The following is a 14,461-nucleotide window of genomic DNA, read 5'->3' as shown; positions in this document are numbered from 1 at the left end:
GCCGCCCGTGCCGTCCCGGCGGCGGCCTGTGCCGACTCCTCGACCTCGGCGAGCCGGCCCCGCAGGGTCTCCGCCTCCGCCTGTGCCGCCTCCACCTCCGCCCGTGCCGTCCCGGCGGCGGCCTGTGCCGACTCCTCGACCTCGGCGAGCCGGCCCCGCAGGGTCTCCGCCTCCGCCTGTGCCGCCTCCACCTGTGCCTCGGCACGCTGCTGGGCTTGGTGCGCCTCGGCAAGCTCGCGGCGTACCTCGGCGAGTTGCCCGCGCAGCTCGCCGACGGTGGTCTGTGCCTCCTCGGCGGTGTGCTGTGCCTTCTCGGCGAGCTGCAACGCGGCAGTGCGGCCCCCCTCAGCCCGCCCGCGTGCCAACTCCGCTTCCGCCAACTGGTTCTCGGCTCGTTGCTGGGCTTGGTGCGCCTCGGCAAGCTCGCGGCGTACCTCGGCGAGTTGCCCGCGCAGCTCGCCGACGGTGGTCTGTGCCTCCTCGGCGGTGTGCTGTGCCTTCTCGGCGAGCTGCAACGCGGCGGTACGGCCCCCCTCAGCCTGCCCGCGTGCCAGGGCCTCGGCCTGGTGTGCCGCCTGCTCGTCGACGAGCTGTCGGCGGAGGGTCGCCGCCTCCTCGACGGCGGCCGTGGCTCGCTGGCCTGCGTGATCGGCCTCAACCTGTGCCGCCTCCGCAGCGGCCTCGGCCCGCTGTGCCTCGGAACGGGCTTCCATCGCCTCTCGGCGTGCCGTTGTTGCGTCCTGCTGTGCCACCTGGATGGCCGCGCTGGTGTCCAGCGTGAGCCGTACCCGGTCGCCGGCTGAGGCCAGGCGCTCGCTCAACTCCGCCTCACGCGGGGTCGGCACACTCGCCAGTGCTCGCGGGGCCGATCCGCGGCCGTCTTGTGCCGCTGGCGTGGTCTCCCTGCTGTTCATCGCTCCCCCTTGGGTCCGGGGCGGCACAGGGGTGTGCCGCTGGTGTCCGGGGTACGACCGTGTGCCGCACCCCGGGCGGGCCGTTGCGTCACGCGTCGACCAGTTCGCGACTCTCGGCCTCGGCCTGGTCCTCCTGGTGCTCGTCCACCTGCGGCCGTAGGAGGCGGATGGCCCGGTTTGCCGGGCCCCGGTCCAGCGTGATCCCAGCCTTGGCAAGCTCGGCGCACAGCTGCTCGGCAATCGCGTTTGTCGTCCTCGGGTCGTCGGCCTTGATCCGGCGGTGGTACAGGGCCTCAAGGGCGGCGCGCTTCGTCGGGTAGCTCCGCAGATCCCGCAGGGGCTCGGCCTCCTCCTCCGGCTCCGGCTCGGCTTCCTCCTCTTCCTGCGGCACGCGGGCCGTGATGATTCCGGGTGTGCCGCCCTGTGCCGCTGCTGCCTTCGGCCACTCGGCGGGCTTGTCGGCGGTGGTGTCGATGCAGTCCGCCGGCTCGTCGTCGGCCTCGGGCGCGGCCTCGGCACGCGGGCCCGGTACGGGTGTGCCGCCGTGTGCCGCCGGGGGTGTGCCGAGTGTGCCGATCTGGGCCCGTAGAGCGGCCTCGGCATCGGCGGCTACGCCTTCCATGTGCCGGGCCTGTGCCTCCAGCGTGTCCAGAGCACGGGCCTGGATCTGTGCCGCGCTCGGCTGGTTCCACGGCGACTCGGCGTCGCTGATGTGCAGTTCGGTGGCGTGCTGCCGCTGTGCCACCCGGGCCCGGTAGAGCTCCTTCTGTGCCTCGTCCGTGCCGAGCTCGGCACGGTCCTGCCAGACGGCCAGGCGCCTGGCGATCCTCCGCCCCTTCCGCGTCTTCTTGTCGTCGTCCTCCAGTCGCCTGTAGCGGTCGTCCAGGTCCACGGCCTTGTCCAACGCCCGGTCACGGGCGATCTCCTCAGCCGAGCGGCTGCGGTGAGCCAGGCCCAGACGTGCCATCAGGCGTTCGCGCAGGTCCCGCGCGATCTGGGCCATGGCCGTCTGCGACTCGTCGCCGGTGCGGTGACGCAGCTCCAGCCCGAGGGCAGAGTGAGCGGCCAGGGCCGAGCCGAAGCTACCCACGATGATTCGGACCATGGTGGCGGCCGTGAACCCGCTGCCCTCGACATAGGCCGGGACGGCCGACAGGGCGGCGAAGATCCACACCGCCGAGCCGTACCAACCGCCACTGCGGCTCTCAGTGTCGGCCATGCGCTCGCGGGCACCGAGCACACACATGGCCATTAGCGACTCGAAAGCCGCACAGGCCAAAAGGCGCTCGGGGGTGCTGGTCATCGCCAGGCCCTCGGCGTCCCCGGTGAACCGGTAGGAGGTGTTCAGGCTGACGCTGGTGCAGATGATGAACGCGGCGACGGCCGCGAGCGTGCCGGCACTGAACTTCCGGCGTCCGTTCGCCGGCTCATGGGCCAACTTGCCGGGCTTGGACCCTCGGCGCTTGAGTGCCACGGCGATCAACACGGCCGCCAGGGTCGACGCGGACAGGGTGGCCAAGAGCGGGGAGCCGGCCCACCCCGTGAGCTGCGTAAAGATGGTCATCGGGCGGCCTCCCGCCCGCTTCCGGCCATGCTGGTGGGCGTGGTCACCGGCCGGCGGCCGCTGGCCGTACTGTGGTGGTGCATGGGGTTACTCCTCATTTGGGGCGAGCCCCGGGGTTTGCTTGGCTGGCGTTCCGGGGCCGCTTCTCTCAGACTCTCGTTGTCCGGGAGTCCATGACTCTTGAAGTTTTCGAGTCAGGAAGTCTTGTCGTTGGGCTCTTCCTGACTTCCTGACTCCTGCACTCCGAGAGTTCGCAGGTAGTTGGCCCTCAGCTCCGCCTCGTCGTCTCCGACGAGTTGGTCCCGCTGGGCGAGCAAGGCATCAATGGCCACACGAATGAGGCTGTTGGACGTGATGCGCCGACCCTTGCGCGAGCGGGAATCCATCAGCTCCCGGGCAAGCGCGTCCAAGTCCGCCCACTGGTCCTCGCGGATCGCTGTGTACTTCGGACGGACGTTCTCGGCCTTCACGTCCTGGGCTGCCGCAAGCTCCGAGGCGGCGGCCCCGAAAAGGTCGTTGAAGTCCTTCGTGCTCACTTGACCCCCAGCCTCGGCACGGTGAAGGACTCGCCGAGCTGGGCAAGGATCTCGTCCCCGAACAAATAGGCGTCTTCAGCGGCCTTGGCAGCCTGGGCGTCCTCGGCTGCGGCCTCGAACACCGTGAGGCCGTTCAGCATCTCGTGGGCGTTGTAGTACCGCATCCATCCGCCGAACACAGGGAGGCCGAGGTCTTGGAGGCTGGTCTTCATCGCCCGGGCTCGGCTCTTGTCGGTGTGCTTCACCATCGTGATGTGGAGCCGGTAGTTCGTGCCGGCTAGATACGCCTTAGTACTGCTCATCACGGCCCGAGAATCCAGGCGGCGGGGCGGGTCCGGGACGATCGTGAGGTCCGCCTTGGCGGCCTGCTTCAACTTCGCCTCGTCGCGGTAGGGCGCGTGGTCGGTGACTACGTACCGGAACTGCTTCAACCGGCGGATGGCCGCTAGATCCGCGGCGGTGTCGGTCTCGGTGAGCTCGAACGGGACGGGCAACCCCTTGAGCGAGCTCACCAGCTCGGTGACCCCTCCGCCGTCCTGCTTCTTGTCCGCGTTGATGAGCAACGTGGGTCCGATGAGCGCGAGCTGATAGGCCGCGAGGAATGCATCAGTGGACTTCCCGATGCCCCCCTTACCACCCCAGACCGAGACGGAGTACGGGCCTTGGGCACGGGGGCCGGCCTGCTGTTCCGGCAGTTTCATTCTCTTGAACCTCCATACGTCAAGAGTCTTGGAGTTCGCCACTTCCCGAGTAGGGAACTCCAGCGCCTCTAGGGCCTGGTGCTGTTGTGCTTGCCGAGTCTGACAGATCAGGACTCTGAGACACGCGGACAACTTAACTTCAAGACTCTTGAAGTTCAAGACTCTAGGAGTATGGTGGTTCCTGAGACACCGAGTCTCAACGTCCTTACCTGCGGGGCCGGGTAGCCCCCCGACCCCGCAGGCACATACGGGCTGGGCGGCCTGCTTCTCTCCGCCTGGCCCTCGATCCTGTATGGAGGATCTGCCGTGACTGTAATGCGTGACTCGCATGGTGTGGTGCGTGGCGGTGGCGTCGCCGGCTGGGCGCTCTTGCCTGCGGCGGAGCCCGAGGGAGGTTGGCCGCTGCGGCCGGCCGAGCCGACGCCTGCCCGCTCGATGCCGGTCCAGCTGGTCCCGGTCCAGCCGGAGCCGGTGGACGTTCCGGTGACGGAGCCTGAGGCGGCGGACGACCTGGTGGCCGTGGCGGTCGCACTGAACGCGCCGGGCCACGCGGTGTACTTCGACCGCCGGGAACAGTACGCCTGGCTGGCGAGCTCCTAGCCACACCGCGCCCTGTAAACGGAGTGCCCCGCCGACCCTCGGGCCGGCGGGGTACTTCTCGCATCTCCTACTTCGCGTGTACACGCGAACTCATCACGCGCCGGGGCGGGTCGCTCCCACGTAGTCGCCCTTCGGCATCGCCTCGTCCATGGGCACGATCGACACGGACTTACCGGTCCGGGGGGCGTGCAGAATTTGCCCGTCGCCGAAATACAGGCCGACGTGGTAGATGCTGCTGGGGCCGCCCTTGGACCAGAACACAAGATCGCCCGGTTTGAGGTCTCCTCTGCCCACGGGCCGGCTCGCGGTCGCTGCGTACTGGTCGGCTGCGGTCCTGGGCAACTTCACGCTCGGCCACCATGCGAATTGGGCGAGACTCGAACAGTCGAAACCTTTGGTTACCGACGCGCTGCAACTGCCGTTGAGGTATCCGTTCGTTCCGTCGCAGAAACCGAGGCCCGGACCGCCCGGGGTGCCGCCTCCCCACGAGTAAGGGATACCGAGCTGGGTGTACGCGTGCCGTATGGCGTCGGGGCCACTGCCGGACCCGAGGCCGGCGACGCCGGGGCCGCCTAGGGCCGTCGCCCACTTCTTCGCGTTGGCGGTGATCTCCCGGACGTAGTTGTACGTCTGGCCCTTCGCGAAACTCTCGGGTGGGACGCCCTTGTAGCGCTCGACCCACCCCCAGCCGGCGTTATATCCGGCTAGCGCGAGGCTCACCGGATCGCCGGCATACCCCGACTTCTCGGCGTCATTGACCAGCTTGCACATGTACCGGCCCTGAGCCATGATCGCGTCCTCCGGGTCGTACGCTCCGCGCGCGGTCCCGTCGCCGTCCTCATCCTTCTCGTAGGTCGACCATGTGGAATCGATGAACTGTGCGATTCCCTTCGCGGTGCCGTAGTCGGTGGGCGGCCCCTCTGCGTCCGGCTTGAACAGCGATTCCGTCCAGCCCTGGGCCGCCAGCAGAGAAGGCGTCAGCTTGCCGGGGCACTGGGCTGCCGATTTGACGTACCAGGGCGCCCACTGCCTCCCCGCGGCCGGCATGAGAGACAGGTTCAGCCCACCGACCATGCCGGTGCTGCGGCTCGACGCGTCGACCGCCGAGGCACCCGCGATGATGAACCCGAACAGCGCGGTGGGCACCACGCCACCCACCACCATGGCCGCTTTGACCAGGGCTTTCATTCAGTCCCCCCGCCCTTGCCCGGCTGGGACCTGATGCGGCGTTGACGGTCCGCGCGGCCTACCTCCCACGCTCGTGTCCAAGTCGCCTTACTCACCCCGTAGGCGCTCGCCCACCGTGCCTTGTCCTTCACCCCGTAAACCCCGTTCTCCACCCGGCTGACCATCTGCGTGGACACCCCCGCCCGGCCGGCCACGTCCCTCTGTGTGGCCCCGGCCTGCTGCCGTAGCTGCTTGAGCGTCAACTGAGGCGCGGGGGGTGCCAATTCCTCCACCGACACGCGCAAAGCCTCCGCCAGGGCCTTCGTGACCCTGGCGGACGGCTTGCTTCTGCCCTTCTCCGCTCTGCGGACGGTCTCCGGGGAGACCTGCGCCAGGCACGCTAGGTCCTCGCAACTCAGCCCGGCCGCCTGTCGTTGCGTCAGCAACAGGTCGGCACGGAAGGACGCCATGCCGCTGGATGGAGTCATTCGACCCTCAATTTATATAAGTACATGTTGACAGTAGGTCATGGTAGCGTCACGCTGAGATCAACGACAGTACGGGGGTGAGAAGATGCGCGATACGAGCGCTTCAACGGCCGAACGGCCTACTACTTCCCGGTACTTCGGCGTCGTGGGCGCCCACGGTGGAGCGGGAACATCAACGATCACTCGTTGGTTGGACCCCGACGGCGGCGGCGGAACCTTCGAGCTCACGAAGGGTTCACATCTGCCACCGCATTACACCCCGCTCGTGGTCTGCCGGTCCACCGCTTTCGGGCTCGCCGCTGCGGTCCAGCTCGTCGGCGCGTGGCACCCGGACGTGCCACGGCCGTACCTGGTCGTCGTGGCGGATGCCCCGCTGCGGCTGCCCCGGGCGGCCCGGTACCGGATGAGGACGGTACGGCCGCGCGTCCTCGGAATCGTCGAAGTGCCCTACCTGGTGAGACTGCGAGAGGCGGATACCCCCGCCGATGGCCTCACCCTCCGCCCCGTCCAGAGAGCCGCCCGCACTCTGCGGCGGCAGCTCGGACTCACTGACTAAGAGAGAGAACGCACATGCAGCACATCCACCTGTTGAGCTCGCTGAACGACGTGGTGGCCCTGGCCCCGATGGACGACGACCCTAAGTCGTGGAACCAGGGACCGGCCTCCCCTCCCGGCATGGACACGATCATGCCCAAGTGGGTCGGCTGGGCAAAATATTTCGCAATTGGCGCCGGAATCCTGGGAATTATCGCCTGCGGCATCATGATGATGGTCGGCCGTCGCAACCGGAGCCACCTGGCTGCCGAGGGCGCCAACGGCCTGCTGTGGGTGCTCGGCGGCCTGTCCGTCGTGACCCTCGCTGCCGGCGTCGTCCCCTCGATCGTGACCTGAGGCGGCTGCCGTGACCCTCAACCTTCAGCAGCAAGCGCAACGCCGGATGCGGCGGGCGCTCTACTTCCTGGTGGGCCTCGTCCTGGTCCTCGTCGGCGCCCTCGTCGCCATCGCCTTCACCGGCGGCGGCTCGACCACGGCGGCCCCCGACCCCAAGGCCTCGCAATCCGCGGGGCCCTCTGCCATGCCCACCGTTCGGCCGGACGATGGCGGATACGTCGCCCCCGCCCAAACCGTGAAGCTGCCGGACGGCGCGGCCAAGGCCTCCGGCAACCTCGCGGTGCAGTTCCCGCACACTCCCGAGGGCGCGGCCGCCATGGCCGTTGCCTCCGTCCGTAACGCCTGGAGCCTGGACCCGGCGCAGGTCAAGGCCGGCATCCTCGCGTACTCGTCCGCGCAGTACCGCGACCAGATGGCCGCCGTCGCCGAGGACGGCGCCAAGGGAAACCGGCAGTACGCGGGCATCACCCCTGAAACGGGTCCGGTGCCGGCCGGGGCCACCCTCAACGCCTGGCCGATCGGCGTTAAGTACGCCGCCGTCAACGGCGACACGGTGGACGTACTGGTACTCCTCCGCGTCACCCACGCGGCCAAGGCCGGCGCCGAGCCGGTCACCACCCTCGTGGTCAGCCCCGGCCGGGCGGTCTGGGAGGGCGGCGACTGGAAGGGCGTCCCGACCGACCCCGGTAAGCCGCTCCCGGACCCCGTGGACATCGGCACGGCGTTCTTCAACGAGGACAAATGGAAGGCGATTCAGGAAGGGGACCGGCTGTGACACCTCGCCTCCTGCTCGCGCGCCTGGCGGCCACCGTGGCCGCCCTCACCCTGTTGTTCGGCCTCGCCGCGCCGGCCGCCCTCGCAAAGCCGGCGGCCGTCGCCGCACCGGCCGCCCCTACCGTCGACTGGTGGGGCATCGGCAAGTGCGCGAGCTGGCTGATCCCCAACGCCCCCAAGATGCCGGGCGGCCCGGTTGAGTGCGCCAAGGCTGCCATCAAGGGTGGAAAGGTCATCAAAGAGGGCCCCGGCAAGGTAATGAGCGCGGCGGCGCAAAAGGTCTCCGATTCCGTGCTCGGCGACGCGGCCAAGAGCATGGCCGAATTCGTCGGCGACTTCATGCGGATCGGATTCGGCTATTGGCTTATGACACCCTCGGTGCAGGTGAAGGATTCGGGGGTTCTCGGCGATACAGCCTCATCCGACCCAACGAAAAAACTCAGCCTCCATGGGCTGATGATGGGTATCGGCGCCGGTATCGCCACACTCCTCGTGATGATCCAAGGCATCAAAACGATCATCCAGCGCAAGGGCACACCCCTGGCGCACCTGCTCCAAGGGCTCATGGTCAACATGCTGGTGACGGCGGCCGGCATCGCGATCATCGATGCCCTGCTGATCGCCTCCGACGAACTCACCAAGCAGATTCTCTATGTCGGGTTCGGCGGCGACGACGTACCCGAGCGGATGGCCGTCATGCTGCTGCCGGCCCTCGTCAATCCGATCGGCTTGCTCGCCATTGCCTTGATCGTCCTCATCGTGGGCGGCGTGCAGATCGTGATGCTCTTCCTCCGTCAGGCGGCCATCCCGATTCAGGCGCTCATTCTGCCGATCGCGGGTGCCGGACAGCTCGGCGGAGAAAGTACGCGTCAGTGGCTGCCCCGCACCTTCACCGCCATCATGGTGATCGTTATTTACAAGCCTGTCGCGGCCCTGATCATCTCTGTCGGATTCACCGAGATGGCCAACGGAAACGGGATCGTGGACTTCATCCGGGGCGTCGTCACGCTCGCCCTGTCGGTGATCGCCCTCAAGTCCCTTTTCGCGCTCTTCGCGCCCATCGGCGCCTCGATGGCCGGGGCGACCAGCGCGGGCGGTGGGTTCGCGGGTGCGCTGAGCATCGCGGGCAGTGCCATGGGCTCGCAGATGGGCGGCGCGGGCGGCGACGGCGGGGGCGGCGCTCCCACCTCGGCGTCCCAGCACGCGGCCGACATGGACCGTAGCGGTCCGGCCGGCGGTGGCGGTGGCGGTGGCGACTCGGAGGGGTCCACTGCCATGAATCAGGCCTCGGCCAACATCCCCCAGCAGGGCGGCAGCCCGGAAGCCGCCGAGGCGGCCACCACGGCCACCGAGACGGCAACGAGCGGCGCGACCACGGCCGCCACAACCGCCACGGCGGCTACGCCGGTGGGCATCGCCCTTGTCGCGGCTGAGGCCGGAAAGGCAGCGATCAACAAGGCCGGCAACACCGTCGGCGGAACGGAGTAGGCCCCATGAGCACGGAAACGCAACAGCCCCTCTATGGGGGGTGGCGGCGCTCGAAGAGCATGGGGATCGCCACCCTGAACTCGGGTCAGACGGTGGTGGTCGTCGGGGCGATGCTCACGCCGATCATGGTCATCATCCTGGGCGGCCCGCTGAGCACCCTCGCGGTCACCGTGCCGATTGCCCTCACCGTCATCATCCTGACGGTGTGGCAGCGGCACGGCATGCCGCTGATGTCTTACGTGATCGGCCGGGCTCGCTGGAGCCTGGCCAACATGCGGGGGGAGACCTCCTACCGGAGCGTGTTCCTGCCCTCGCCCGAGGCGCTCGACTTGCCGGGCATGGTCGCCCCCACCCGGCTGATCCGGGCCGAGTCCTCGGACGGCAGGGGCTCCACCGGCCTGGTCTGGAACCAGCGGACGGGCACCATGACGGCGGCGCTGCTGCTCAACCCGGCCGGCTCCCTGCTGGCCTCCGGGCTCACGGTCCGCTCTCAGGTCAATTCGTGGGGCGACACCCTGGCCCGGCTCGCCGATGAGGACGGCGTGCAGATGGCGGCGGTCACACTCCAGATCACGCCGTCCAGCGGCGCCGCGCTCTCCGATCACGTACGGGGACGCGTCGACCCTTCGGCGCCGCCCCTCGCCCGCCAGGCGATCCGCGAGCTCGTGGACGGCGCCCCCCGCGCAAGCGCGCAGATGGCGGCCTGGTTCTCGCTCGTGATCGACCCGGCCGCCGCACCGGAGAAGCCGGCCGGACCGGCCGAATCCGCGGCGGTCGCCCTGGGCGCCCTGGACGCGGTGGACCTGTCCGGGGCGGGCGTGGACATCCTGCGCCGTGCCACGGATGTGGACATCAAGCGACTCGTCCGGGGCGCCTTCGTACCGGCCGACATGGACGCCCCGGCCGCGCAGATCGAAGAGCTTGTGTGGCATGAAGTGGGCCCGGTCGCCGCCGAGGACGAGTGGACGCACTACCAGCACGATGGCTACTACAGCACCTCGTGGGTCCTGCGTGAGGCGCCCCGCAAACTGGTCGCGTACGACACCCTGTTGAAGCTGCTGGCGCCGGGGCAGTTCACCCGGCGTGTGACCCTCGTCTACCGCGTGCTGCCCACCCATGAGGCGCAAGCCGTGGTGGAGCGGGAGATCAATGCGGGTGACGCACGCCGCCAGTACCGCGAGCGCACCAAGCGGACCGCCACCCGGCGTGAGCGGGTCGACGCCGCGCACGCCGAGCGTACGGCCGAGGAAGAGGCGATGGGCGCCGGGATGGTCCAGTGGTCCATCTACGTGACCACCACGGTGAACAACCTCGCGGACCTCCCCGCCGCACGCCGGGAGATCGATAAGGCGGCCCGCTCTTCCGGCGGCCTGCGGTTCCGCCCCGCCTTCGGCGGCCAGAGCGCGGCCCTGGTCGTGGGCCTGCCTGTAGGCATCAACCCCCTGCTTTGAGGAAGGGCGCCATGAGCAAGATCGAAAAGAAGTCGTCCCGGCGGACGGTAACCGCCGGGACGACCGAGGGTGAGCCTACCCGTGGCGGGGGCCTCAACCCCCGCGTGATCGCATCCCGCTGGGGCTGGAGGGGCGCCGGCCGTGGCCGGGCCGCCCTCCTGGACCCCGGCGCCGTCTACCTCTCCAGCACCAAGCAGACCGCCGGCCTGTACCCGTTCGTCCTCGGCGGCGGCCTGCCGCCCGAGGGTGTGCCCATCGGATACGACCAGTTGACGCACGAACTCGTCTGCTTCGACCCGAGCGGCTGGATCGGCACCCTGCTGACCAACCCCGGCGTCTGGATCATGGCTCAACCTGGCGTCGGCAAGTCAGCCATCGCCAAACGGATCTGCCTCGTCTACAGCTCGTACGGTCACAAGCTCGTCGTCCCCGGTGACGTGAAGGGGGAGTACACGCAGCTGGTTCATGAGCTCGGTGGCCAGGTCGTCCGGATCGGGCGGGGCCTCGACCGGCTCAACCCGCTCGACTCCGGCCCGCTGCGGCGTGTCCTGCCCACCCTCGACCCGAGCCGGCGCGATGCCCTGCTCTCCGAGATGAACGGTCGCCGCAGTGAGCTCCTTCACGCGCTGCTGACCACGGAGATGGACCGGCGGCCCACCGCCACCGAGCGGAACGTGGTGGAAAAGGCCATCCGGCTCGTGACGGCCGCCCTGATCGGCGGGGAAGACCCCGTCATCCCTGACGTGGTCAAGGTGCTCCGCGAAGGGCCCGCAGAACTGCGGGCTCAGCTGATGGTCGACACCGAGGACGACTACCGGGCTCTGGTCCGGGAGGTCACGCACGCCCTGGAGAATTTGTGCGACGGCCCGTTGGCGGGCCTCTTCGACGGACCCACCACCCGGCCACTCGACCTCGACGCGCCCGCGCTCTCCGTCGACCTGTCCACCCTGCTGACGGCCGGTGATCAGGTCGTCTCCGCCGGCCTGCTGGCGACGTGGGCGTACGCGTACAGCTCGATCGACTCCGCCCGCGCGGTCGGCCTGATGGACTCCCCGTTGGTCCTGCCGCTGGATGAGATGTGGAGGGCGCTGCGGGCCGGGCCGGGCATCGTGAATGCGTTCGATGCCATGACCCGACTCAACCGGGCAAGGCGTGAGGTCACGCTCATGATCACGCACAGTCTCCGTGACCCCGAGTCGCTGCCCACCCCCGAGGACCGGGCCAAGGCGATCGGCATGATCGACCGCTGCGACTCGATGATTCTCGGTGCTCTGAGCGTCGGCGAGCTCGAACGCGTCTCGGCCCAACGGCCGCTGACTGACGCGGAAATCGCCATGATCGCCTCGTGGTCGTCCTCGTCCGGCACCGGCCTGGACGGCACTCGCCAGATCCACCCCGGCCGGGGCAAGTACATGCTCAGGTTGGGCACCCGGCCCGGCACCCCCGTCCGGCTCGCACTGACCGAGGCGGAACGGCGGCTCTACGAAACTGACCCCAAGACGATCCGCAAGGGAGCGGCAGCGTGAACGACTCCAACGGCGGCGGGGCCGGCGCGGGGGCGCCCCTCGCCGTCCTCGGCGTCATCGTGGGCGGCTTCGGCCTGTTCACCGGCGCCTACATCGGCGGCACCCTCGGCGTCCTCCTCGCCGGGGGCGGCTGGGCCCCGCCCGCCTACACCTTCAAATCCGCGGTGGCCCTGGTCTCCGGCGGCCCCGCCCGGCTGTGGCCGGGGCACACCACGGCGGCCAGCGTCGGGATCGTCGTGCTCTTGGTGCTCGTCCTCGTCGGCCTCGGCGTCGCCGGCTTCTTCGTCTGGCAACGCTTCTTCTCCCACCGTGCCGGACTCGCGGGGGTGCGCGAGCTCGCACCCCTCGCCCCCAAGGCCATCACGGCACGGGCCCGTCAGCTGCGGCCGTCCCTCAAGGGGGTGGAGAAAGTAGAGCCTGACGACACGGGCGTACTACTCGGCAACCTCGACGCGGCGCGCGGCCCTGAACTCCGGGCGAGCTGGGAAGACGTGATGCTGTCCATCATGGCGCCGCGCTCGGGCAAGTCCACCTCGATCGCCGTGCCGACGGTCCTGCGCGCCCCCGGCGCGGTGATGCTCACGAGCAACAAGCCGGATGTGTGGGCGGTGACGTGGGCCCGCCGCAGCAAGCGCGGCCGGGTCTGGCTAATCGACCCGCAGGGGATCACGCACTCGCCCCGGGCCCTGTGGTGGGACATGCTGGCGTCCGCCCGGACGATCGAGGGTGCGGGGCGGCTCGCGTCCCACTTCATCGCGGCGACCACGGACGAAAAGAGCCGCGGGGACTTCTGGATGGGGGCGGCCAAGAACCTGCTGACCGCCCTGTTTCACGCGGCCTCCGTCTCCGGCGGCTCCGTCTCCGACGTGCTCGCCTGGCTGTCGACGCCGAGCGACCGGGCCCCCGTGGCCGCGCTCAAAGCTGCCGGGAAAGAGGCCCTCGCGCAGCAACTGGCCTCGACGGTCGCCGGTGCGGCCGACACCCGCGACGGGATTTTCGAGACGGCGCGTCAGTGCGTGGCCTGCCTCCTCGACCCCGAAACCCTCGCCTGGGTCACCCCCGACCCTGCGGCCGCACAGTTCCGCCCCGACGACTTCGTGAAGTCGAAGGACTCCCTGTATCTGCTCTCCAAGGACGGCGGCGGCTCTGCGGCTGGCGTCATCGCGGCCGCCGCTGACGCGGTACTCCGCGCGGCGATGGCGGCCGCCGAGCGAGCCGGCGGACGGCTCGACCCGCCGTTGCCCGCCGTACTGGATGAAGCCGCCAACGTGTGCCGCATCGAAGACCTGCCAGACCTCTACTCGCACCTGGGATCCCGGGGCATCCCGGTGACAACCATCCTCCAGAGCTACCGCCAGGGCGTCCGCGTCTGGGGTGAGTCGGGCATGGATTCGATGTGGGGCGCGGCCACCGTCAAGGTCCTCGGCGCCGGCCTCGATGACGCCGAATTCGCCGAGAAAGTAAGCCGGCTCATCGGTGAGCACAAGGTCTCCGAAAGCTCCGTGTCCCACGGATCGACGGGCCGCAGCGTCAGCACGTCGCGCCGGCGCGAGCGCGTCATGGAAGCGGCGGACATCCGCGCGCTGCCCAAGGGCCGGGCCCTGCTGCTGGTGACCGGCGTACGCGTCGGCATGATCCGCCTGCGGCCCTGGTATCTGGAGCCGGACGCCGCCGACCTCACGGCAGACTCCAACGTCGAAATCGCAGAGATCGCCAACCGCGCGAGCCGAAAGGTGCTCTCGGCATGACCGACGACACGCCCACCCTGGACGGCCTGGCCGAGGACCTGGAGGACATCAAAGCCAACATCGCGGCCTTCGCCTCACAGCTCGAAACCACCACGAACAAGGTTGAGCAAGTCGCGTCCGCGGTGGCCTCCGGCGGCGGCCAGGACAACGACGGGAAGGACGGCGACGGCGAGAAGGAGAAGCCCAAGACACCGCCGTTCATCCTCTGGCTGACCGGGGAAAAGTACGCGGCCGAACTCGAAGCCCTGGCGAACTGGGTGACGAACCTCCTCGTCCCCACATACCTCGGTGAGGTCTCCTCGTCGGCCACCTGGTGCGCGTCCTGGTGGGCCCACCCGGCGGCCGTCGCGCGGCTCCATGCGCTGTGGCTGGCCTGGCAGGAACTGACCGACCCCGAGACGTGCGGACGCACCGGGCCGTCCGTCTGGCACCGTGACCACCTGGACCCCGCGATGGTCCACCTCCGTGCCGCCGATGGCCCGTTCGTCGCCTGCATGACCAACCCGGACCGCGTCCAGCACGACGTACTACCGGTGCCCCCGGTGGCACCGCTGCCGACTCGGGCCGCCGTCGCCGAGGCGGAACCTGCGACCGTCTGACGGTTAACGTGTAC

At 69.3% G+C, this 14,461-nt stretch carries 13 protein-coding genes and 1 pseudogene; 8 read left to right on the top strand and 6 right to left on the bottom strand.

Annotated features, from left to right (window positions below; all coding sequences use genetic code 11):
• The 4 genes and pseudogenes from ACFTXQ_RS30630 to ACFTXQ_RS30615 form a co-directional block, all read right to left on the bottom strand.
• Nucleotides 1-914: pseudogene (locus tag ACFTXQ_RS30630) on the bottom strand (hypothetical protein); the annotation flags it as partial.
• 88 nt (nucleotides 915-1,002) lie between these two features.
• Entirely contained in the window at nucleotides 1,003-2,478 is a 1,476-nt protein-coding gene (locus tag ACFTXQ_RS30625) for a hypothetical protein (RefSeq protein ID WP_382646948.1), read from the bottom strand.
• A 194-nt stretch (nucleotides 2,479-2,672) separates the two neighbouring features.
• Nucleotides 2,673-3,014: a hypothetical protein gene (locus ACFTXQ_RS30620; RefSeq protein ID WP_382646945.1), complete on the bottom strand. Its 342-nt coding sequence runs from the start codon at nucleotides 3,012-3,014 to the stop codon at nucleotides 2,673-2,675.
• Nucleotides 3,011-3,874 carry a hypothetical protein gene (locus ACFTXQ_RS30615; RefSeq protein ID WP_382646942.1) on the bottom strand — a complete coding sequence of 288 codons (864 nt, stop codon included), beginning with the start codon at nucleotides 3,872-3,874 and terminating at the stop codon, nucleotides 3,011-3,013. Before ACFTXQ_RS30615 ends, ACFTXQ_RS30620 begins: the two co-directional genes overlap by 4 nt.
• Before the next feature lie 147 nt (nucleotides 3,875-4,021).
• On the opposite strand from ACFTXQ_RS30615, the gene ACFTXQ_RS30610 reads away from it, so the two are divergent.
• A complete protein-coding gene (locus tag ACFTXQ_RS30610; protein WP_382646939.1) occupies nucleotides 4,022-4,315 on the top strand; it encodes a hypothetical protein in 294 nt (97 codons plus the stop codon).
• A 93-nt stretch (nucleotides 4,316-4,408) separates the two neighbouring features.
• Here ACFTXQ_RS30610 and ACFTXQ_RS30605 read toward each other — a convergent pair whose 3' ends face one another.
• Together ACFTXQ_RS30605 and ACFTXQ_RS30600 are read right to left on the bottom strand one after the other, a co-directional pair.
• A complete protein-coding gene (locus tag ACFTXQ_RS30605) occupies nucleotides 4,409-5,503 on the bottom strand; it encodes an NlpC/P60 family protein (protein ID WP_382646937.1) in 1,095 nt (364 codons plus the stop codon).
• Nucleotides 5,500-5,952 (bottom strand): helix-turn-helix transcriptional regulator, encoded by a 453-nt coding sequence (locus ACFTXQ_RS30600; RefSeq protein ID WP_382647001.1) that lies wholly within the window; start codon nucleotides 5,950-5,952, stop codon nucleotides 5,500-5,502. The genes ACFTXQ_RS30605 and ACFTXQ_RS30600 overlap by 4 nt, the downstream gene beginning before the upstream one ends.
• A gap of 588 nt (nucleotides 5,953-6,540) precedes the next feature.
• Between ACFTXQ_RS30600 and ACFTXQ_RS30595 the strand changes: the two genes are divergently transcribed.
• Genes ACFTXQ_RS30595 through ACFTXQ_RS30565 form a run of 7 tightly spaced genes read left to right on the top strand, consistent with a single transcriptional unit; the run spans nucleotide 6,541 to nucleotide 14,447 of the window.
• Nucleotides 6,541-6,861 (top strand): hypothetical protein, encoded by a 321-nt coding sequence (locus ACFTXQ_RS30595; RefSeq protein WP_382646934.1) that lies wholly within the window; start codon nucleotides 6,541-6,543, stop codon nucleotides 6,859-6,861.
• Between the two features lie 10 nt (nucleotides 6,862-6,871).
• Entirely contained in the window at nucleotides 6,872-7,636 is a 765-nt protein-coding gene (locus ACFTXQ_RS30590; RefSeq protein WP_382646931.1) for a hypothetical protein, read from the top strand.
• Entirely contained in the window at nucleotides 7,633-9,123 is a 1,491-nt protein-coding gene (locus ACFTXQ_RS30585; RefSeq protein ID WP_382646928.1) for a hypothetical protein, read from the top strand. The genes ACFTXQ_RS30590 and ACFTXQ_RS30585 overlap by 4 nt, the downstream gene beginning before the upstream one ends.
• A 5-nt stretch (nucleotides 9,124-9,128) precedes the next feature.
• Nucleotides 9,129-10,574, top strand: a complete 1,446-nt coding sequence (locus ACFTXQ_RS30580; protein ID WP_382646925.1) for an SCO6880 family protein — start codon at nucleotides 9,129-9,131, stop codon at nucleotides 10,572-10,574.
• Between the two features lie 11 nt (nucleotides 10,575-10,585).
• Complete coding sequence (locus ACFTXQ_RS30575) at nucleotides 10,586-12,100, top strand: ATP-binding protein (protein WP_382646922.1); 1,515 nt, start codon at nucleotides 10,586-10,588, stop codon at nucleotides 12,098-12,100.
• Nucleotides 12,097-13,848, top strand: a complete 1,752-nt coding sequence (locus ACFTXQ_RS30570; protein ID WP_382646919.1) for a type IV secretory system conjugative DNA transfer family protein — start codon at nucleotides 12,097-12,099, stop codon at nucleotides 13,846-13,848. The genes ACFTXQ_RS30575 and ACFTXQ_RS30570 overlap by 4 nt, the downstream gene beginning before the upstream one ends.
• Nucleotides 13,845-14,447 (top strand): DUF4913 domain-containing protein, encoded by a 603-nt coding sequence (locus tag ACFTXQ_RS30565; protein ID WP_382646916.1) that lies wholly within the window; start codon nucleotides 13,845-13,847, stop codon nucleotides 14,445-14,447. The genes ACFTXQ_RS30570 and ACFTXQ_RS30565 overlap by 4 nt, the downstream gene beginning before the upstream one ends.
• The last annotated feature ends 14 nt before the right edge of the window (nucleotides 14,448-14,461 follow it).

It is taken from the genome of Streptomyces sp. NPDC057010, from assembly GCF_042673805.1.
GTDB lineage: Bacteria > Actinomycetota > Actinomycetes > Streptomycetales > Streptomycetaceae > Streptomyces.
The sequence above is the reverse complement of the archived record's forward strand: the minus strand, read 5'-3'. Positions and strand labels throughout refer to the sequence as shown.

Bases quoted from the DNA above. Each gene is read 5' to 3' on its own strand.
- ACFTXQ_RS30565 (WP_382646916.1), top strand. From the start codon at position 13,845: ATGACCGACGACACGCCCACCCTGGACGGCCTGGCCGAGGACCTGGAG.
- ACFTXQ_RS30595 (WP_382646934.1), top strand. From the start codon at position 6,541: ATGCAGCACATCCACCTGTTGAGCTCGCTGAACGACGTGGTGGCCCTG.
- ACFTXQ_RS30625 (WP_382646948.1), bottom strand. From the start codon at position 2,478: ATGACCATCTTTACGCAGCTCACGGGGTGGGCCGGCTCCCCGCTCTTG.
- ACFTXQ_RS30575 (WP_382646922.1), top strand. From the start codon at position 10,586: ATGAGCAAGATCGAAAAGAAGTCGTCCCGGCGGACGGTAACCGCCGGG.
- ACFTXQ_RS30580 (WP_382646925.1), top strand. From the start codon at position 9,129: ATGAGCACGGAAACGCAACAGCCCCTCTATGGGGGGTGGCGGCGCTCG.
- ACFTXQ_RS30605 (WP_382646937.1), bottom strand. From the start codon at position 5,503: ATGAAAGCCCTGGTCAAAGCGGCCATGGTGGTGGGTGGCGTGGTGCCC.
- ACFTXQ_RS30600 (WP_382647001.1), bottom strand. From the start codon at position 5,952: ATGGCGTCCTTCCGTGCCGACCTGTTGCTGACGCAACGACAGGCGGCC.